The following is a 19649-nucleotide window of genomic DNA, read 5'->3' as shown; positions in this document are numbered from 1 at the left end:
CAGAGTGCGCAGCCGACCCGCGCCTCCTACGACCCTGCGGCCTCGCCGCCAGCGCGACCTTCCCCTATCGTTCACCCGAACGATAAACGGAAGGCCATCCCGAATGACACCGATCGTCCCCGAACACCGACCCGAGAGCAGAGACGCCCGCGGCCCGAGCCGGCGCTCCGTGATCGCCGGCGCCGCCGGCCTCGCCGGGCTCGGCCTGCTCACCCTCGCCGGGTGCACCCCGGCCCGCAGCACCCCGACCATCCCCGAGGCTGCCGCCACCGGCACGGCCGCCCGCGGCGGACGCCTGCGCATCGCACGCCCGGCCGCGAGCGCCGCCGAGACCCTCGACTCCGCCAGCTCCCTCTCGGCCTACGAGTACCTCGGCGCCCTCTACAACCGCCTCGTCAAGCTCGACGAGCAGGGCGTCACCGTGCCCGACCTCGCCGAGGAGTGGTCCGCCACCCCCGACGGCGTCACCTGGACGTTCCGCCTCCGCCGCGGCGTCACCTTCCACGACGGCCGCCGCTTCACCGCCGCCGACGCCATCTACTCGATCGAGCACATCCTCGACCCCGAGACCGCCTCGCCCCAGGGCGAGGTGCTCGCCGCCATGATCGGCCCGGGCAGCATGAGCGCCCCCGACCCGCTCACCCTGCGCTTCGAGCTGCTCACCGCCAACGCGGAGTTCCCCTCGCTGCTGACCGCGTACCAGTGCTACGTCATCCCCGCGGGCAGCGCCGGCGAGATCGGCACCACCGGCATCGGCACCGGGCCGTTCAAGCTCAGCAGCTTCGAGCCCGCCGGCACCGGCAGCGTCGAGGCCTTCGACGACCACTTCGCCGGGCGCCCCGTGCTCGACGGCATCGACTTCTACTCGATCCAGGACACCACCGCCCGCGTCAACGCCCTCCTCGCCGGCCAGATCGACCTCATCTCGCAGACCAACCTCGACTTCGCCACCGCCCAGGTCGTCAGCGCCTCCAGCACCGCGACCGTCGCCCGCTCCGCCAACGCGCAGTGGTACACGATCCCGATGCTCCACACCTCCGCCGAGTTCAGCGACCCCCTCGTCCGCCAGGCCATGAAGCTCGCCTACGACCCCCAGGCCATCGTCGACACGGCCCTGCAGGGGACCGGCAGCCCCGGCTGGGACAACCCCGTGCCTCCCACCCAGGCCGTCTGGCTCGACGAGCAGCGCGCCTACGACCCGGACAAAGCAAAGGCGCTGCTCAAGCAGGCCGGCCGCGAGGGGCTCCGCACCGAGATCTACACCTCCAGCTACGAATCGGTCTTCACCCCGATGGCCGTCGCCTACCGCGACCAGGTCAAGGAGGCGGGCATCGACCTCGTGGTGCGCAACGCCTCCTCCGACTCGTACTACACGCAGATCTGGATGCAGAAGCCCCTCATGGTCAGCTACTGGTTCACCGGGCGCCCCATCGACCAGCTGCTCAACCAGATCTTCCGCACCGGCTCGTCGTACAACGAGAGCGCCTGGTCGAACCCGACCTTCGACGGGCTGCTCGACTCCGCCCGCGCCGAGATGAACGACGACCGTCGCCGCATGCTCTACCAGGACGCCCAGCGCGTCATCGTCGACGACTCGGCCGACATGACCCCCATGTTCGGCGACCGCCTCGTCGGCCTCGGCCGCGACGTCGTCAACTACCGCGAGTTCGGCTTCGAGTTCGACTACCTCCAGATCGGACTCCGCGCATGAGCACCTCCGACACCCGCACCGACACGACCGGCACCGGCGCCACGCCCCCCGAGAGCCGAGGAGGCGCCCCCACGCCCCGCAGCACCTCCCGACCCAGCGGGGCCGGCCTCGCCACCCTCGCCCTCGTCGCCCGCCGGGTCGGCACCGCCCTGCTCACCGTGCTGCTCGCCTCCTTCCTCGTCTTCTTCGCGGTGCAGGCCCTGCCCGGCGACGTCGCGCAGCAGCTGCTCGGCCAGGACGCCACCCCCGACGCGGTCGCCGCCCTCCGCGAGACGCTCGGCCTCGACCAGAACGTCTGGGCCCGCTACGGCCAGTGGCTGCTCGGCGCGAGCCACGGCGACTTCGGCGTCTCGCTCGTCAGCGGCGCGCCCGTCGGGCCCGACCTGCTCATCGCCTTCCGCAACAGCATGCTCATCGCGGTGCCGGCGATGTTCGTCGGCGTCACGCTGTCGCTCACCCTCGGCGTCATCGCCGGCGTGCGTCGCGGACGCTCGAGCGACCACGCCATCTCGTTGATCAGCCTGATCGTGATGAGCGTGCCCGAGTTCATGGTCGCGACCATCCTCGTGCTGCTCTTCGCCGTCGCGATCCCGGTGTTCCCGGCCGTCGTGCTGCGCGGCGACAGCGCCACGATCGCCGAGCTGCTGCCCGCCGTGTGGCTGCCCGTCATCGTGCTGACGCTCGCCATGGCCGCCTACATCGTCCGCACCGCCCGCTCGTCGACCATCGACGTGATGGCCTCCGAGTTCGTCACCACCGCCGAGCTCAAGGGCCTCACCACCCGCCAGGTCGTCTGGCGCCACGCGGTGCCGAGCGCGCTGCTGCCCACCCTCAACGTCGTCGCGCTCAACGTCGCCTGGCTGCTCGGGGGAGTGGTCGTCGTCGAGAACGTCTTCAACTACCCCGGCATGGGCAAGCTCATGCTCGAGTCCGTCTTCACCCGCGACCTGCCCACGATCCAGGCCATCGCCGTCGTCAGCGCGCTCGTCTACGTCGTCTGCAACCTCGCGGCCGACCTCATCGCCCTCGCGCTCGACCCGAGGCTCCGCACCCGACGGAAGGCCCGCTCATGAGCCCGCGCGACACCACCAGCCGCAGCACCGGCACCGGCAGCAAGACCAGCACCGGCACCGGCACCGGCACAGGCACCGAGGAGGCGCGGGCCGTGTCGTCCGCACAGCCCGCCGCCCCGCGCACGGTCGGCACGCGACTGCGCAGTGCCGCGACCGGCCTCACCGGCAGCCTCCGCGCCTCCTCGGCCCTCAGCCTGGGGCTCGGCCTCATCGCGCTGCACGTCGTGCTCGCGGTGCTCGCGCCCTGGATCGCCGGCCACGACCCCGTCGCCACCGACTCGACCGCCGCCCTCACGGGCACGAGCTGGTCGCACTGGCTCGGCACCGACCAGTACGGGCGCGACATCCTGTCGCGCACGCTGAACGGCGGTCGCTACGCCCTGCTCGTCACCTTCCTCGCCACGACCATCGCGGTCGGCATCGGCACGGTGCTGGGCTGCGTCACGGCCTACGCCGACAACTGGTTCGACGAGGTCGTCATGCGCATCGTCGACGCGCTGCTCAGCGTGCCGTCGATCCTCGCGCTGCTCGTCGTCGTGACCGTGTTCGACTCGGGGCTCTGGGTGATCGTGCTCGCCGTCACCGTCGTCTACGCCCCGGCCGTCACCCGCGTCGTGCGCGGCGCCGCCCGCACCGTCATCACGCAGGACTACGTCACCGCCGCCCGCGCCCGCGGCGAGAAGCCGCTGAGCATCGTGTTCCGCGAGATCCTGCCCAACGTCACCGACGTCGTTCTCGTCGAGTACGCGATGCGCGCCTCGTGGATCGTGCTGCTCATCTCGACCCTGTCGTTCCTCGGCTTCGGCGCGAACCCGCCGACGCCGGACTGGGGGCTCATGGTGCAGGAGAACCGCACCGCCCTCACCGTCGTGCCCCTCGGCACGCTCGCCCCCGTGGTGGCGCTCGCCACCCTCGTCATCGGCCTGAACCTCAGCGCCGACGGCCTCAGCAAGTCGCTCGGCATCGACCGGGCCCAGAAGGGAGCCGTCTCGTGACCACCGCACCCCAGACCGTCGGAGGCGCGGGCCGGGTCGCCGGCACCGCCTTCCACCCGGTCGTCAGCGTCCACGACCTCTCGATCTCGTACGCCGCGGGGCGCCGCGAGGTGCCCGTCGTGCGCGGCGTCAGCTTCACCGTCGAGCCGGGCCGCGCCCTCGGCCTCGTCGGCGAGAGCGGCAGCGGCAAGTCGACCGTCGCCCGCACGCTCCTCGCCCACCTGCGGCGCGGCTCGCGCATCGTCGGCGGCAGCGTCACCGTCGACGGGCAGGACGTGTTCGCGCTCGACCCGGCCGCGACCCGCGCGCTGCGCGGCGGCACCGCGGCGCTCGTCGCCCAGAACGCCGGCCAGGCGCTCACCCCCTCGATGCGCGTCGGCCAGCAGCTGCGGGAGGCGCTCGAGAGCCACGGCCTGCCCGGCGGCCACGACCGCGTGCTCGAGCTCGTGCGCCACGTGCGCCTGCCCGACCCCGAGACCATCGTGCGGCGCTACCCGCACCAGCTCTCGGGCGGGCAGCAGCAGCGCATCGCCATCGCCATGGCCGTCGCCGCCCGACCCCGCCTGCTCGTGCTCGACGAACCGACCACCGCGCTCGACGTGGTGACGCAGTCGGCGGTGCTCGCGCTGATCCGCGACCTCGCGGTCGAGCTCGGCATGGCGATCGTGCTCGTCAGCCACGACATGGGGGTGGTGTCGACGATGGCCGACGAGATCGCCGTGATGCGCGACGGCGAGATCGTCGAGCACCGGCCGACCGCCGAGCTGTTCGCCGACCCGCGGCACGAGTACACGCGGGAGCTGCTCGCGAGCATCCCGCGCGCATCCGGAGCCGCCGGTGCGGGTGCCGCCGGCGCCGAACCACCGACTGATCAAAGAACCACGTCAAAGGGTGGTTCGTTGATCAGTCGGTGGTTGGGGAGGCACGCAGAGGAGTCGGCGGGAGGCGGGTCGCACCTTGCGCCTGCGGCACCTCCGGTCGTCGCCGCGCGCGACCTCGTCGTGCGCTACGGGCGCTCGCTGCCCGCGGCCGTCGACGGCGTCTCGTTCGACATCGGCCGGCGCGAGACCCTCGCCGTCGTGGGGGAGTCGGGCAGCGGCAAGTCGACGCTCGCCACCGCCCTGGCCGGGCTGATCCCCGCCGAGTCGGGCAGCTTCGCCTTCCACGGCTCGGACGGCGTCGAGAGCGACCTCACCCAGCCCGTCGCCCGGCGCACCCTCGCCCTGCGCCGGTCGGTGCAGCTCGTCTTCCAGAACGCCGACACCTCGCTCAACCCGCGTCGCACGGTGGGCGCGGCGATCGCCCGCCCGCTGAAGCTCTTCACGGGCAGCGCGACGAGCGAGCGGGTCGCCGAGCTGCTCGTCGAGGTCGGCCTCACGCCCGACTTCGCGGCGCGGCTGCCGGCCCAGCTCTCGGGCGGGCAGCGTCAGCGCGTCGGCATCGCCCGGGCGCTCGCCGCGGGGCCCGACCTGATCATCGCCGACGAGATCACGACCGCGCTCGACGTGCGGGTGCAGGCGGGGGTGCTCGACCTGCTGACGACGCTCCGCGACGAGAAGGGGCTGAGCTGCCTCTTCATCAGCCACGACCTCGCCGTCGTGCGCGGCGTCGCCGACCGCGTCGCCGTCATGACCGGGGGGCGCATCGTCGAGATCGGCTCGACCGAGGACGTCTTCCGCGGCCCGAACCACCCGTACACGCGCACGCTGCTCGAGGCGACGCTCGACCCGGGCACCACCGAGCTGCCCGCCGTCGGCGACGCCCGGCCGCGTTGGCGCGACGCCGGCGGGTGGGACGACCACGGCGACGGCCACCGCGTCGCGCGCTGGGAGTCGTTGTGAGCGGGTCGGGCCTGCCGGGGACGGCGGCCGGCGAGGAGGCGGGGGTCGGCACGGGACCGGACGGGCGCCTCCCACACGACCCTCGCCTCCCACAGGACCCACGCCCCTCGTACGACGTCAGCGTGCGGGACGAGTGGGTGCCGCTGCCGGACGGGACCCGGCTGCACGCGCGCATCTGGGCGCCGGTCGTCGAGCACCCGGTGCCGGTGCTGCTCGAGTACCTGCCGTACCGGCTGGACGACTGGACGGCTCCGCGCGACAGCGAGCGGCACCCCTGGTACGCGGCGCGGGGGTACGCGTCGGTGCGGGTCGACATCCGCGGCACGGGGTCGTCGGACGGCCTGTTCGACGACGAGTACTCGGTGCAGGAGCTCGACGACGGCATCGCCCTGATCGAGTGGCTCGCCGCGCAGCCCTGGTCGACGGGCGCGGTCGGCGCGTTCGGCATCTCGTGGGGCGGGTTCAACGCCCTGCAGCTCGCGGGGAGGGCCCCCGCCGCGCTCAAGGCGATCGTGACGGTGTGCTCGACCGACGACCGCTACGACAACGACGTGCACTACATCGGCGGCGCCGTGCTCGGCATCGACATGGCGTCGTGGGGCGGCACGATGTTCGCGTTCAACTCGCGACCTCCCCGGCCGGAGGTGGTCGGTGCCGACTGGATCGCCCGCTGGCACGAACGGCTCGAGCACAACGTGCCGATGACGCCGACCTGGCTGGCGCACCAGGAGCGCGACGACTACTGGCGGCACGGCAGCGTCTGCGAGGACTACTCGTCGATCACGGCCGCGGTGCTCGCCGTCGGCGGCTGGGCCGACCCCTACCGCGACGCGGTGCTGCGGCTGGTGTCGAACCTCGACGCGCCGGTCAAGGGGATCATCGGGCCGTGGTCGCACCAGTACCCGGACCGCGGGCTGGCTCCGGGCCCGGGTATCGGGTTCTTGGAGGAGACGCTCCGCTGGTGGGACCGCTGGCTGCTGGCCGAGCCCAACGGCGTCGAGGACGAGCCGGCGCTGCGGGCCTGGATCAACGACTCGGAGCCTCCCGCGACGTACTACGCGTCGCGGACCGGGCGGTGGGTCGCCGCGGAGGCGTGGCCGTCGGCGGCGACGGAGGCGCGGGCGGTGCCGCTGGGGTCGTTCGCGGCGCCGCCCGCCGGGTCCGCCGACGGCACCGTGGTCGTGCGCTCGCCGCAGAGCACCGGCATGGACGCCGGGCGCTTCTTCCCGTTCGGCAACGCGACCGACCTGCCGCCCGACCAGCGGGCGGAGGACGGGCGGTCGGTGTGCTTCGACCTGCCCGTCGGGGCGGGCGCGGTGCCGCTGGACGTGCTCGGGAACGTCGTCGTCGAGCTCGCCGTCACGAGCGACGTGCCGCACGCGCACGTCATCGTCCGGCTCTGCGACGTGGCTCCCGACGGCAGCTCGACGTTGATCACCCGCGGTGTGCTCAACCTCGACGCGCGCCACGGGCGCGACCGGGCCGTGCCGATGGAGGCGGGGGTCGAGCAGGTGGTGAGCGTCGCCCTGGTCTCGACCGGGCACTCCTTCCCGGCCGGCCACCGCCTCCGTGTCGCCCTGTCGTCGACCTACTGGCCCTGGGTGTGGCCCCGCGCGGAGGAGGCGACGCTCGTCGTCGACCCGGCGCAGAGCTCGGTGACGCTGCCGGTGTGGACGCGGACCGGCGACGACGGCGTGCGGTTCGCGCCGCCGTCGCACGCGGAGCCGCTCGCCGTGCGGAGGCTGCCCGCCGCGTCGTCGCTGCCGCAGCGGAGCGTGACGCACGACGTCGAGACAGGGGAGTGGACGCTCGACGTCGACCCCGGCTACGGCGGCGGGCGCGAGTACCCCGACGGGCTCGTCTTCACCGAGGACAGCCGCGAGACGTACCGGATCGTCGACGGCGACCCGCTGTCCGCCACCGCCGAGTCGCAGTGGCGCATCGGGCTGGAGAAGCCGGAGTGGAAGGCGTGGCTCGAGACGTCGTCGCGGCTGACCGCGACGGCGACGGAGTTCGTCGTCGAGAACGACGTGCGGGCGTGGGCCCGCGACGGCGGGCCGGACGCTGAGGTCGTGCTCGTGGCCGAGCGGTGGTTCGAGGACCGCGTGCCGAGGACGTCGGCGTGAGCGGGGCGGGTGCAGGTGCAGGTGCTGCTCCGGTGACCGGCGCGGCGACGCGGCGGAAGCCGGCCGAGCGGCGGGCGCTGATCGTCGAGGCGGCGCGCGCGGTGATCGTGCGCGAGGGCCTCGGGGCGACCCGGCTGCGCGACATCGCGGCGGAGGCGGGCGTCTCGGTGGGCACGGTGACGTACCACTTCGAGAGCGTCGCGGAGATCCTCAACGAGGTGGTCGTGCTCGAGACGGCTCGTTTCTACGCCGCGGTGATCGAGGCGGTCGACGCCGAGCCCGATGCGGTCCACGGGGTGCGGATGCTCGTCGAGCCGCTCTTCCAGGACACCGACGCGACCGACGAGCACTGGCGGCTCTGGTCGGACTACTGGACGGCCGTGGCGCGGAAGCCCGCCGTCGCGGCCGAGTACGTCGACCGCATCCGGGTGTGGGAGGCGTGCCTCACGCGGACGCTCCGGCGCGGTGCCGAGGCGGGCACGTTCGCCGTCGACGACGCGTCCGAGCTGGCGCTGAAGCTCGCCGCCTACAGCGACGGCGTGGCGACGCAGCTCGCGCAGAAGGCGCCGGGGCTGACGCCGAGGCGGGCTCTGGAGTGGATGTGGGTGTTCCTGGAGCAGGAGACGGGGGCGCGGTTCCGGCGGTGAGCGCCGCCTCCTCGTGAGCCGGAGCCGGAGTGCGGCCGCGGGCGCGGGCGGTGCTGCCCCGGACTGGGGCCAGCCCCGCGGCCTCCCGACCCGAACGGGGTGTGCCGCCCGCCGCGCATACCGGCCAGCATCGAGAGGACGGCTACCCGACAGTCGTCAGATACTCGGAGAACGACAGTGATGCAGTGGTGGAACGACATGACGACCAAGAGCCGTGTGCTGCGCAGCGCCGGCGTGCTGGCGGCGTGCATCGTCATCGGCGGCGGGGTCAGCGCGACCGCGGAGACGATGGGAGCGCAGACCAGCGCTGAGGCCGAGACGGCCCCCACGGCACCGGAGGCGACCTCCACGGCTGCGCCCACCGCGCCTCCCGGGGCCGTCATCAGCACGACCCGCGTCGACGTCACCGAGCCCGTCGCCTTCACCACCACGACCTACACCGACCCGGAGCTCGACTCGGGCACCTCCGTCGTCACCCACGAGGGCCACATGGGCAGCGTCGTCCGCAGCTACGACGTCGTCACCGCCGACGGGGTCGAGCTTCGCCGCGTGCTCCGCAGCGAGCTGACCGTCGTCGCGCCCGTCGCCCAGGAGGTCAGCGTCGGCGGACGCTGAGCACCGCTCTCGCCGAGGCGCCCCCGCGAGGACGCCGCGTGGTCGAGACTGTGAGCATGGACGTCGAGTGGGGGCCGCGGTCGTCGCGGTCAGGATCTGACGTCGGGGGTGACATGAGCACGAGACTGAGACCGCTGCGGATGCGCCACGTCGTGTGGGGCGGGGTGCTCGGGGGCGGTGCGTCCGGCATCGTCGTCTCTTTGCTCACCGCCGACGATCCGCTCGGCGGTGACGCGCTCATGCTCAGCTACTTCTCGTTCTGGTTCCTCGTGGCGGGCACCCTCGTCGGGGTCGTCGCCGCACTCGCCTCGTGGGGAGCAGGTTGTCTCGTGACGCTCGGCCGGCCGGAGTCGCGGGGCCGGGCGGTCGTGACGGTCACGGTCGCCAGCGTGCTCGGGGGCGCCTCCGTGGCCTGCCTGTTCCAGGCCGCCGACTTCTGGTCGGATCACCCCGGCGAGGCGGTGGCCGGCGTGGTGGTGGGCGTGATCGGGGGAGCAGCGGGCGCCCTCTGGGCGGTGTGGATGTCACAGGGGAAGCCCGCGACGACACCGCAGACCAGCACCACAGGCGACGGCGCCGCTCCGGCCGCCTAGGCTCAGCGTCATGCAGCTGCAGCGCGTGGTCACCGGGGTGGGTGCGGGCGTGCTCGTCGTCGCCGTGGTGCTCGTCGTGCTGGTCGTCGTCTTCGGCGGGTCGTCGTGCGGCGGGGGCTCGACGGATTCTGTCAGCGACGGCGAAGCCGGGCCCGTCGTCGCCACGGCCGCCCCGGTCAACGGCCCGACCTACTGGACCGAGGAGCGCATCGCGTCCGCCGCGGCTGAGCCGATGCCGACCTGCTGACTCCTGCCGCTCGGCAGCCGCTCGCTCGCCGCTCGATCGCACGGGGGAGGCGCCGCGGAGGCGCCCGGACCTAGCCTGGAGCGATGCTGGTCGCCGTCGTCATCCTCGTCCTCAGCAACGTCCTCGTCGTGGCGGTCGTCACCGCCGCGGCCCGCGGGCGCCTCGCCTCGAACGCCCTGGCCGGGCTGCGCATCCCGTCGGTGATGGAGTCCGCGGCCACCTGGCAGGTCGGGCACCGCGCGGCACTGCCGGCGGTCGTCGTCGGGTGCGCCGTCGCGACGGTCGCCTCGGTGCTGCCGCTCGTCACGGGGTGGACCGACGGGGAGGCGGCGGCGAGCATCCTCGCCGGGTGCGGAGCGTTGCTCGTCGGGACAGCCGTGGGCGGGGTCGCCGCGCACCGGGCGGCGGGGCGCGTCGAGCGGGACGCCGAGGTCGCCGGGCGGTGAGCTGACGGGCGGCCCTGTCCGCCAGCCGGGCCGCACTCGGGTCAGCCCGCGCAGGACTCCCAGCGGGCCCGCCAGACGTCGGGCTCGTCATGGAGGTCGACGGGCTCCAGCGCCAGGACACGATCGCTGAAGGTGAACTCGCCACGGTCGATCTCCGCGAGGTCCGGGGCGTCGAGCGGCAGGCCGCAGGCGTGCGGGTTCCAGTAGTCGGGGTGTGCGTAGAACACGGAGTAGTCCAGGTCCTCGTTCCAGTTCAGGGCCCACTCGCCGTACAGGTGCGGCCTCACGCGCCGCCGCCTCCACCAGGGGCCCTCCACGTCCCAGGTCCACGCCCTCGAGAGGGACAACCAGCCACGCACGACTCCGGATTCGCCCGGCAGCGACATCCGGTACAGGGTGGGCGCCACCAGCGCCGGGTCGGACGGCGGCTGTTCCGGCGGCGGGGAGAAGAGCACGGGCCGAGCCTAGGGTCTGCGGAGAGCGAGAGGGATCCGGGTGCCGACCCGCGACTCCTCCGGGCTCACCGGTGCGTCAGGCGCCGATCCCTCTCAGATTCGGAGGGGACGGGACGCCTGTCCACTCGGCGGGGACAGATCCCTCTCAAATTGGGAGGGGGAGAGGGGGAGGCGCGGGGCGAGTGGGCGCGAACTGCTGCTCCCGAGGGGCGGGAGGAGCAGATCGCGACCACTCGGCGGGCTAGGCCAGCGCGGCGGGGTCGAGGCCGTGGCGCTCGACCTCCATCGCCTCGCGGATCGTGAGGGGGTAGATGCGCGACAGCTCGGGGTTGACCGGGTCGCTCGAGATGTAGGCGACGCTCTCGACGTGCTGCTCGAAGGCGTTCACCTTGTCTCGCGGGGCTCCGACGACCAGCTGGAAGCCCAGCGACCGCAGCGCCGAGAGCGCCCGGCCGGTGTACTCCGTGTCGGCCTTCACGAAGCCCTCGTCGAGCACGATCGGCGCGTAGGTCGGCACCCGGTCGGTGCCGTCACCGAGCCGGAAGCGCAGCGCGGCACCGAGCACGAACGCGATCAGCTCCTGGCCCTCCCCGCCTGACTTGCCCGCGACTCCCTCGTGCACGATCTGCGTGCCGTCACGCCTCGTCTCGATCGCCCGGAACTGGTAGTGCTCGCGCGCGTCGAGCACCCGGCGACGCCAGGCCTCGCCCGACTTCGAGCGCTCCTCGAGGCTGGCCAGGTCGCGACGCAGGCGCAGGAAGCGGCGCTCGATCTCGGCGGGGTCACGCGGATCGACGGCCGAGGCCGCAGAGCCGCCCGCGCCAGCCGCAGAACCGCCGCCGGCACCGCCGCCCGTGTGCTCGCGCAGCGTCCGCTTGAACTCCGCCAGGTCGCTGTTCGACACCGGCCGCGGCTCGATGTCGAGCGTCGACCCCTGCCGGAACTCGATCGCGGCCAGCGCCTGCGAGATCGGCCGGACACCGCGACGGATGACGTGCCCGTCCTCCTCGATCTGCACGAGCAGCGCCCGCAGGCTGTCGCCCACGCTCGCCCCGGCCTTCGCCAGCCAGCGCTGCTTCGCGTTCGGGAGGTCGTCGTCGACGAGCGTCCGGTGGATCGCCAGCACGGCCGGCAGGCTCTCGATCGACGCGTCGAAGCCGGCGTTCGGGTCGAGCTCGAGGTAGCGCGTGAACACGAGCTCGAGCGTGAGCTCGTGCTGCGTCCGCTCACGGTCGTGCGCGTCGACCTGCGCCCGCAGCTGCGCGGCCGCCTCACGGCGCGTGCGCTCGACGTCGGCCACCTCGCGCGGCGCCGCGAACGGCAGCGGCGCGAGCAGCACCCGCTCGTCGTCGGTCAGCGGGTCGGCGCCCGAGGCGTCGCTGAACGCGTCCTCGATGTCGACCAGCGTCGCGTGCGTCGCCTCGAGCTGGTCGAGCACCTGCTGAACCTCGGCCCCGCGACGCACGGCCTCGAGCCGCGCCTCGTCCTGCGCCGCGGCCTCGGCCTGCAGCGCCGTCACCTCGGGGCGCTCGACCGCGACCCGCTCGAGCTGCGCCTGCAGGTCGGCGAGACGGGCCCGCGCCGGCGCGGGGTCGACGTCCGACCACTCCACGGCGGCGGCGCGCGCCACGGTCTCGACGACCGTGCGGCGGGCGGTGGCGACCGTCTCGGCGGCGTCCCACTCCGCGCGCGCCGCGTCGAGCGACTCCGTCAGCACGGTGATCTCGGCCGTCAGCTCGGCGACCCGGCCGGTGTTGTCGAGGCCGATCCAGGAGCGGACCCGCCGGTCGTCCTTCGTCACCCGACGACGCGAGCCGGTGCGGAGGCCCGAGCGCGTCACGGCGCCCTTCGCCCCGACGGGCAGCGGGTCGTCGAGCGCCGACGCGTCGTCGACGCAGAGCACGCTGCGGTCGTCGACGACCTCGTCGCGCAGCCAGCCCACGAACGGGCTCGCCTCGTCGAACACGAGCATCGACGGCACGGTGCGCGCGACGGGCGTGCGCGTCGGCGTCAGGCCCGGCGTCGCGGGCACGAGGGTGACGCGGCCGCGCATGTCCTCCCGGTCGACGAAGCGGCGCACGGCGTCGAAGTCGTCGGGGTCGACGAGGAGGTGCGTGGCCAGGTCGCCGAGCACCCTCTCGATCGCGGTCGTCCAGTCGCGGTGCTCCGTGGCGACCTCGAACAGCTCGCCCGCGTAGGGCAGCCGGGCGACCGGCACGCCCGTGCCGTCGGCGATGCGCCGACGGCGCTCGACCGCGTCGTCGGGCACGTTGCTGCGGCGCCGCTCGAACGACTCCTTCTCGCGCTGGCGCTCGCCGACCGACCGCCGCGTCTCGGCGATCCGGGCCGCGAGGTCGCCGCGCAGCTCGTCGTGCTCGCGGCGGGCCGCCGCCTCCTCGGCCGCGAGCTCCGTCGCCCGCGTGCGCAGCGACTCGAGTTCGTCCGCGGTCGTGGGCACCGACTCGCCGACGCCCTCGAGCGGGGCGGCGAACCGGCGGTGCTCCTTCTCGACGCGACCGAGAGCCTCCCCGGCCCAGCGCACCTGCTCACGGAGCGAGTGCGAGGGGTCGCCGCCGAGGTCGGCGATCTGCGCCAGGGCCTGCTCACGGGCACGGAGGGCGGCCTCCGCGGCCTCGGCGGCGCGCCTCCTCGTCTCGACGTGGCCGCGCTTCTCGGTCTGGACCCGGTCGACCTCGCCGCCGACCCAGCTGCCGACCGCCTCGGCCAGCCAGACGTCGAGCCGGCGCGGCTCGTCGTCGCCGCCGGCCAGCAGACGGCGCTTCGCGGTCGCGTCGTCGCCCGCGGTGCGCCAGCGCTCGGCGAGGCCGGGCACCGGCTCGAGCACGTCGAGCTTCCGCCGCGTCGTCTCGAACACGTCGTAGAGCTGCGACGCCTCGCGGTAGGTCGCCAGCGTGGTCTCCCACCGCGAGAGCGCCTTCGGCTGCGTCAGCACGAACTGCTTGAACAGCTCGTCGATCGAGAAGACGCCCTTCGACGCCTGCGCCCGCCGCAGCAGCGTCAGCGCCTTCAGCTGCGACTCGTCGCTGCCGCCGATGCCGAGCCGCGCGCAGAGCTGCACGCGGAGCTCGGGCTGTGAGTAGGTGACGAGGTCGTGCGCCGGGTCGACGAGCCGCGTGAGCGAGCTCTTCGTCAGCGGCGACGTGCTCGTCTCGTCGCGGCGGACGTCGGTCAGCCGGCTGAGGTCGAAGCGCCCGCGCACGAGCAGGTAGACGCTCGCCTGCGTGACGTCGTCCTGGCTGGCGGTGTCGGGGCCGATCCAGGCGAGGCGCACGGCGGTGAGGGTCTCGCCGAGCTCGGTGCTCCAGGTGATCGCGGCGCCGCTCGCGAACGACTCGCCCAGCGGGCGCAGGAACCGCGTCGTCGTGCGGTCGGAGTCGGCGTCGCGCACCTCGTCGGTCTTGCCCCGCGCGTAGCTGTAGACGGTGCGCTCGGAGCGCTGGCGCGAGTCGTCGCGGGCGGCCCGGTTGAACTCCTGCGGGTTCGGCATGATGACCGCGGCCATCGCGTCGAGCACCGTCGACTTGCCCCGCCCGGTCGGGCCGAGGATGGCGATGCCGCCCCGCCCCACGGGCATGCGGTGCAGGCCCGCGTAGCTTCCCCAGTTGAGCAGCTGCACGAGCTCGATGCGGTACTGGCCCGAGTGGAACATGCCGAGGTCGGGGGTGTCGTCGGGCTCGACGTCGACGTCGAGCGCGGGGGTGACGGGGGGCGCGGGCGTGGTGGCGGCCGTCGCGTCGGCGGGGACGGCAGGGGCGGTGCCGGCCTCGACGGGCGTGCGGGAGGCGCGGGGCGCGTCGGCGGGGGAGGCGGGGGTCATGCCTGGTCTGCTTCCGGGTCGAGGGGGAGGTCGAGCGGCAGGTCGAGGGCCGTGTCGGAGGCGCGGGGCGCGTCGTCGGGGGCGGGCGTGTCACCGGCGTCGTGCGCGGCGTCGGGGTCGAGCTCGGTCAGGTCGTCACCCGCGTCGAGCTCGGGGTCGGGGTCGAGGTCGGTGAGCTCGTCGGGCTCGTCCACCTCGCCCGGAGCGGCGGCGCTCGCCGCGGGCGCACCGGCCTCCGGCTCGGCGCCCGCGGCCTCGAGGTACACGCGCTCGAAGTGCCGCAGCTGCTCGGGGCGGACGAGCGGCACGATCGCGGGGGCGACGACGAAGAGCGACGGGTCGTCGGGCTCGGGCTCGAGCAGGTCACGGGCGACCATCGCGGCGATCGCGGCGTCGACGCGGCGCAGGGCCCGCACCTCGTCGTGGGCGGTGTCGTCGTGGAACCGGCCGAGGAACTCGGCGACCTGGTCGCGCGACACCACGACCGCGTCGTCGTCGCCGTCGGCGTAGGCGTGCTCGCGGCGCAGGAAGATCAGCAGGAACGACGCGTCACGGGACAGCGGCTTCTCGCGCCGCAGCAGCACGGGGGCGTCGTCGCCGCCGACCTGGCGCTTGAAGGCGACCTCGTAGCCGCGGTCGACCTCGAGCTCGAGGAACATCTCGGCCAGGCGGGCACGGATCTCCGGCTCGTGCGCCAGGAGGCCGGCCCACGCCTCCTTCTGCGTCGCGCGGCTGATGAAGCGGTGCGTCATCAGCGTGACCAGGGCCTTGCGGCCGGCGAGGGGGAGCTCGTCGGAGACGGGGCGGGCGGGGGCGTCGTCGGAGTCGGGCGCCACGTCGGTCGTCGCGTCGGCCGCCGCGCCGGGCGTCGCGTCGGCCGGGCGGAGGTCGTCGGTCGGGGCGGCGGTCATGCGGGGTCTCCCTGGAGGGTGCGGGCGGTGTCGTCGGGGGCGGGGGCGTCGGCGCCGGGCGGGGGTGCGTCCCGGGTGAAGACCAACCGGGGCAGCGTGACCTCGCGGGGGGCGCCTCCCCGGGGTGCTCCGGCCCCGGTGCCGGACGGGTCGTCGGGGGTGAGGACGACGGACTCGGTCTCGTCGGTGACGACGCCGCGCTCGACGGCGAGGTCGAGCATGCTCAGCACGAGCGCGAGACGGCGGAACTCGGGCTCGGTGGCGCGGTAGACGTCGGCGCTCGTGACCTCGTCACGGCCGTCGCCCTCGTCGAGCAGGCGGTCGATCGTCGCGGCGACGGCCGCCGGGCTGGTGCCCGCGGTGAGGCGGAGCGCGGCGCGGTCGGCGGCGGGCAGGGCGGCGTCGCCCTCGGCCACGCGCACCTCGACGGTGGGGCGGCCGCGCTCGCTCCAGAGCTGCACCTGGCTGACGTCGACGACGTCGACCGGGCCGAGGCCGAGCACGTCCTCGGGCAGCACCGCGGCGCCGGGGCGACGCTCGGCCCAGGCGGCGCCGGCGTGCAGGGCGCGCTCGGCGAGGGTCAGGAGGCGCTGGTGCTTCTCGGCGCCCGACCGGCTGAGGAAGCGGCGGAGCGACGACGTCCAGCGCCCGTACGTCTCCTGCACGGACTGCTCCTCGGCGAGCAGCGACGAGATCAGCTGCTCGAGCTGCTCACGCTGCCGCTCGGTGAGGTGCTCGGCGGCGCCGGGCTGCGACAGCACCTTGTCGATGTCGGCGCGCATCACGTCGATCTCGCGTGACGAGAGCATCTGGGCGAAGCCGCGGTAGGCGCGGCCCTCGGGGGTCTGCTCGAGCAGGTCGTTCTCGCGGAGGTACTGCTCGACGAGCGCGCCCTTGCCGACGTGCTCGTGGGTCGCGCGGCGGGCGACCTCGCGGTGGCGCTGCTCGACCATGGCGCTGAGCTGGCGGAAGTCCTCGGGCAGCGACGCGGTCAGCCGCACGACCTCGCGCACCTGGCGCGACACGACGTCGGCGGTCGCGGGGACGGGGCCGTGCCGCTCGACCTCGTCGCGGCGGCGCTGCAGCTCGGCGATCTGCTCGTCGATCCGGGCGACCTGCGACGCGGGGTCGGGGTCGGCGAGGCCGGCGAGCTGGCGGACGGCGTGCGCGATGCTGCCGAAGCGGGCCTCGGAGACGGCGTTGTCGGCCTCGGCCAGCTCGCGGACGATGCGCAGCGCCTTGAGGGCGTGCGGCGAGAGGCGGTAGCGGGCCCGGGCGGCCTGGCCGTCCTCCTCGCCGGAGGCGCGGGTGCGGATCAGCCACCGGCTGTCGACCCAGCCGCGGCAGTAGTCCGCCGGGGTCTTGGCCTCGGGGAGGTCGGCGGTCTCCGCGGGGCCCGCGGGCGCCTCCCCGGGGGTGGTGTCGCTGACGCTCGCCGTCTCGCCGGCCGCGGCCTCCGCGGCGTTCTCGGCCAGCGCCTCCGCGACGGCCTGGTGGAACCAGTCGGCCGAGACGGGGCCCTCGGCGCGCTCGAGGTGGCGGGAGAAGAGGGGGAGGATCCAGCGGCTGTTCGAGCTGCGCAGCAGCGCCCAGGTGGGGTCGGTGCCGAACACCTCGCGCACGCCGTCGCGGCTGAGGGCGTCGTGCCCCGACGGTTCTTCCACTGCCCAGCCTCCCTGATCGTCGACGGACGACGATACCGCGGGGGCGGTGGGGCGCCGGACGCGGGCGGCCCGGTCGGTGCCGTCACGGGGCCGTCGGGTGGCTCGTGGTGGGGTGCGGCGGGTCGGTGTCCTCATGGGCGGGTCGGCGCCGACCCGCCCAGAGGGACGTGGACCCGCCCCACTGCTCGGCGTCGCTGACGCTGACCCGCCCGGAGGGGCGCTGACCCGCCCGGGGGGACGCTGACCCGCCTGCACGGATCGTCGGGGCGGGCGCACGTGCTCGCCGCGTCGGGCCCCGAGCGGAGCACCTCGGCGACGTCGTCGCACCTCGGCCCGGATCGGCCGGCTACGCCGGCCCGACCCGCCACTCGATCTCGAGCGTCGACGCGTCGCCCGGCTGCAGGGTCTCGAGCGGCCCGAGCACCTCCAGCTCGACGAGGTGCGCCGACGGGTGGAGCCCCTCCAGCGACGCGATCGGCTCGACCGTCGGGCGCTGGAGCCAGACCTCGACCTTCGCGCCGCCGTCGGGCCAGGTGCCCGTCGTCGCGGGCGTCGTCGACAGCGCGAGCACGGGGCCGCCCTCGTCGTGCAGGGCGACCGACCCCGAGGCTCCGGGGTAGCCCCGCTTGGCGACGCCGGTGCCGAGGGGCAGGACGACGTCGTGGCCGCGTCGGCCGCTGGGCAGCTCGCCCTCGTACGTGCCGAGGTCGAGCTCGTCGGCGGCCCGGTCGTGGGGCACGACCACCGACGACCCGGCGGAGGGGGAGGCGGCACCGACGGCCGTGTCGGCCTGGCAGACCTCCCAGATAGCCCACCGCCGGGTCGTCGACGACACGTTCTCGAAGGCGACGTGCTGGTCGAGGCGCGTCGACCCGTCACGCACCGTGAACCGGCGCGTCACCCGCAGGCCTGAGCGTGGGTCGTCGGGGCTGGTGAGCGTGACCACGGCGACGGACTCGTCGACCGTCCACGACGCCGACCAGGTGCCCGAGTCGAGCACGGGGTCGGGCGGCCCGGCCCACTCGTCGGGGCCTGACCAGCCCTGGGGGGCGGGCCAGGTCTTCGATCCGCCGACGTTCGCCCAGGTCGACATGCCGCCGTCGCCGGTCGGCCAGGTCGAGACCGGCACGACCGGCCGCAGCGCGCCGTCGAGCAGGGCGGGGTCGCGCCAGAGCAGCTCCCGGCCGCCGTGCACGAGCGAGAGGAGGCGCCCCCCGCAGGTCGGCGCGAACGCGAGCGCCAGCTCGCCGGCCACGACCTTGATCAGTGGGAGGCCGTCGGCCTCCCCGGCACCGACCGACTCGACCCGCACCGTCACGAGGCGGGGTGACCGATCGTCGTGGCCCGGGCGGCGGGCTCCTCGCGCACCGGGGCGCCGGCCGGCACGAGCACGACCTTGCCGGTCGCGCCGGCCGCGGCGATCCGGTAGGCCCCGTCGGCGTCGGTGAGCGGCAGGGTGTGCGAGACGACGATCTCGGGGCTGAGGCCGCCCTCGGCGATCATCCGCGCGACGTCCTCCATGCCCTGCAGCGACGTCACCCACGACGCGGTGATCGTGAGCTGCTTGTGCAGGAGGGTGTCCGAGACCTCGGTCTCGAGCCGGCCGCCCTCGCCGAGCAGCCCCACGCGGCCCCACTCCGCCGCGGCCTCGACCGCGGTGAGGCGACCCGGCGTGCTGCCCGAGCAGTCGACGGTGACCTGGCAGCCCACGCCGTCGGTGAGCGCGAGCACGTTCTCGACGGCGTCGCCGCCGGCCAGCACGACGTCGTCGACGAGCCCGGTCGCGCGGACGAACTCGATGCGCTCGGCCGACCGCTCGACCCCGATGACGCGGCGGGCGCCGAGCATCCGCCCGAGCATGGCGGCGGCGAGGCCGACCGGGCCCAGGCCGACGACGAGCAGGTCTTCTCCTCCGTGGACGCCCGTGCGGCGGAGGCCCTCGTAGGCCGTGCCGAAGCCGCAGGCGATCAGCGCGCCGTCGACGTACGAGAGTCCGTCGGGCAGGGGCACGCAGGTCGACTCGTCGACCAGCACGTACTCCGCGTGGCCGCCGTCGCGCTGCCAGCCGTACGACGCCTTGTGCGGCTGGTCGGTGCAGCTGATGAAGTAGCCCGCGCGGCAGTTGCGGCACCGGCCGCAGCCCTGGATGTGGTAGACGATGACGTCGTCGCCGACGCCGAAACGGGTGACCCCGGGCCCCGACGACACGATGCGCCCGCACGGCTCGTGGCCCGCGACGACGCCCTTGTAGGCGGGCGCGCCGTCGAGGCCCTTGTGCGTCTTGTACCCGTTGTAGATGAAGCCGATGTCGCTGCCGCAGATGCCGCTCGCGCCGACCTGCACGAGCACCTGCCCGGGGCCGGGCGTCGGCACGTCGTGCGTCCGCAGCTCGGCGGTGCCGTCGCCGGGCAGGAACACGCCCTGCATGGTGCCGGTGGGCGAGGAGGCGCGGGTCGCGGCCTCGGGGGAGGGGACGGTGGTGGTCAT

16 protein-coding genes are annotated in these 19649 nt (G+C 74.4%); 10 read left to right on the top strand and 6 right to left on the bottom strand.

Annotated features, from left to right (window positions below; genetic code table 11):
- The first annotated feature begins 169 nt into the window (after window positions 1-169).
- The 10 genes from IFT72_RS06300 to IFT72_RS06255 all read left to right on the top strand — a co-directional run bounded on the left by IFT72_RS06300 (window position 170) and on the right by IFT72_RS06255 (window position 10294).
- Entirely contained in the window at window positions 170-1711 is a 1542-nt protein-coding gene (locus IFT72_RS06300; protein WP_371741192.1) for an ABC transporter substrate-binding protein, read from the top strand.
- Window positions 1708-2784, top strand: a complete 1077-nt coding sequence (locus IFT72_RS06295; RefSeq protein ID WP_192045819.1) for an ABC transporter permease — start codon at window positions 1708-1710, stop codon at window positions 2782-2784. Before IFT72_RS06300 ends, IFT72_RS06295 begins: the two co-directional genes overlap by 4 nt.
- Window positions 2781-3779, top strand: coding sequence for an ABC transporter permease (locus IFT72_RS06290; protein ID WP_244634150.1), 999 nt, complete (start codon window positions 2781-2783; stop codon window positions 3777-3779). The genes IFT72_RS06295 and IFT72_RS06290 overlap by 4 nt, the downstream gene beginning before the upstream one ends.
- An 83-nt stretch (window positions 3780-3862) precedes the next feature.
- Entirely contained in the window at window positions 3863-5620 is a 1758-nt protein-coding gene (locus IFT72_RS16600) for a dipeptide ABC transporter ATP-binding protein (RefSeq protein ID WP_371741201.1), read from the top strand.
- Between the two features lie 122 nt (window positions 5621-5742).
- Window positions 5743-7746, top strand: a complete 2004-nt coding sequence (locus tag IFT72_RS06280) for a CocE/NonD family hydrolase (RefSeq protein WP_371741191.1) — start codon at window positions 5743-5745, stop codon at window positions 7744-7746.
- Window positions 7743-8393, top strand: a complete 651-nt coding sequence (locus tag IFT72_RS06275) for a TetR/AcrR family transcriptional regulator (RefSeq protein ID WP_371741190.1) — start codon at window positions 7743-7745, stop codon at window positions 8391-8393. The genes IFT72_RS06280 and IFT72_RS06275 overlap by 4 nt, the downstream gene beginning before the upstream one ends.
- Before the next feature lie 180 nt (window positions 8394-8573).
- On the top strand, window positions 8574-9008 hold the full coding sequence (locus tag IFT72_RS06270) for a G5 domain-containing protein (protein ID WP_056055353.1): 435 nt from the start codon (window positions 8574-8576) through the stop codon (window positions 9006-9008).
- 113 nt (window positions 9009-9121) lie between these two features.
- A complete protein-coding gene (locus tag IFT72_RS06265) occupies window positions 9122-9601 on the top strand; it encodes a hypothetical protein (RefSeq protein ID WP_192045817.1) in 480 nt (159 codons plus the stop codon).
- Between the two features lie 10 nt (window positions 9602-9611).
- Window positions 9612-9848: a hypothetical protein gene (locus IFT72_RS06260; protein ID WP_192045816.1), complete on the top strand. Its 237-nt coding sequence runs from the start codon at window positions 9612-9614 to the stop codon at window positions 9846-9848.
- Between the two features lie 83 nt (window positions 9849-9931).
- A complete protein-coding gene (locus IFT72_RS06255; RefSeq protein WP_192045815.1) occupies window positions 9932-10294 on the top strand; it encodes an SdpI family protein in 363 nt (120 codons plus the stop codon).
- Between the two features lie 41 nt (window positions 10295-10335).
- On the opposite strand, the gene IFT72_RS06250 is transcribed toward IFT72_RS06255, so the two are convergent.
- The 6 genes from IFT72_RS06250 to IFT72_RS06225 all read right to left on the bottom strand — a co-directional run bounded on the left by IFT72_RS06250 (window position 10336) and on the right by IFT72_RS06225 (window position 19649).
- Window positions 10336-10581, bottom strand: coding sequence for a hypothetical protein (locus tag IFT72_RS06250; RefSeq protein WP_192045814.1), 246 nt, complete (start codon window positions 10579-10581; stop codon window positions 10336-10338).
- 409 nt (window positions 10582-10990) lie between these two features.
- A complete protein-coding gene (locus tag IFT72_RS06245) occupies window positions 10991-14587 on the bottom strand; it encodes an ATP-binding protein (RefSeq protein ID WP_192045813.1) in 3597 nt (1198 codons plus the stop codon).
- A complete protein-coding gene (locus IFT72_RS06240) occupies window positions 14584-15498 on the bottom strand; it encodes a DUF4194 domain-containing protein (protein ID WP_192045812.1) in 915 nt (304 codons plus the stop codon). The genes IFT72_RS06245 and IFT72_RS06240 overlap by 4 nt, the downstream gene beginning before the upstream one ends.
- Window positions 15495-17162: a DUF3375 family protein gene (locus IFT72_RS06235; protein ID WP_192045811.1), complete on the bottom strand. Its 1668-nt coding sequence runs from the start codon at window positions 17160-17162 to the stop codon at window positions 15495-15497. The genes IFT72_RS06240 and IFT72_RS06235 overlap by 4 nt, the downstream gene beginning before the upstream one ends.
- A 346-nt stretch (window positions 17163-17508) precedes the next feature.
- Window positions 17509-18480 (bottom strand): DUF4380 domain-containing protein, encoded by a 972-nt coding sequence (locus tag IFT72_RS06230; RefSeq protein WP_192045810.1) that lies wholly within the window; start codon window positions 18478-18480, stop codon window positions 17509-17511.
- A complete protein-coding gene (locus IFT72_RS06225; RefSeq protein WP_197981083.1) occupies window positions 18477-19649 on the bottom strand; it encodes a zinc-binding dehydrogenase in 1173 nt (390 codons plus the stop codon). Before IFT72_RS06225 ends, IFT72_RS06230 begins: the two co-directional genes overlap by 4 nt.

The sequence above is a fragment of the Frigoribacterium sp. CFBP 8754 genome (assembly GCF_014841815.1).
Classification (GTDB): domain Bacteria; phylum Actinomycetota; class Actinomycetes; order Actinomycetales; family Microbacteriaceae; genus Frigoribacterium; species Frigoribacterium endophyticum.
This window is presented reverse-complemented; position numbering and strand designations above follow the sequence as displayed.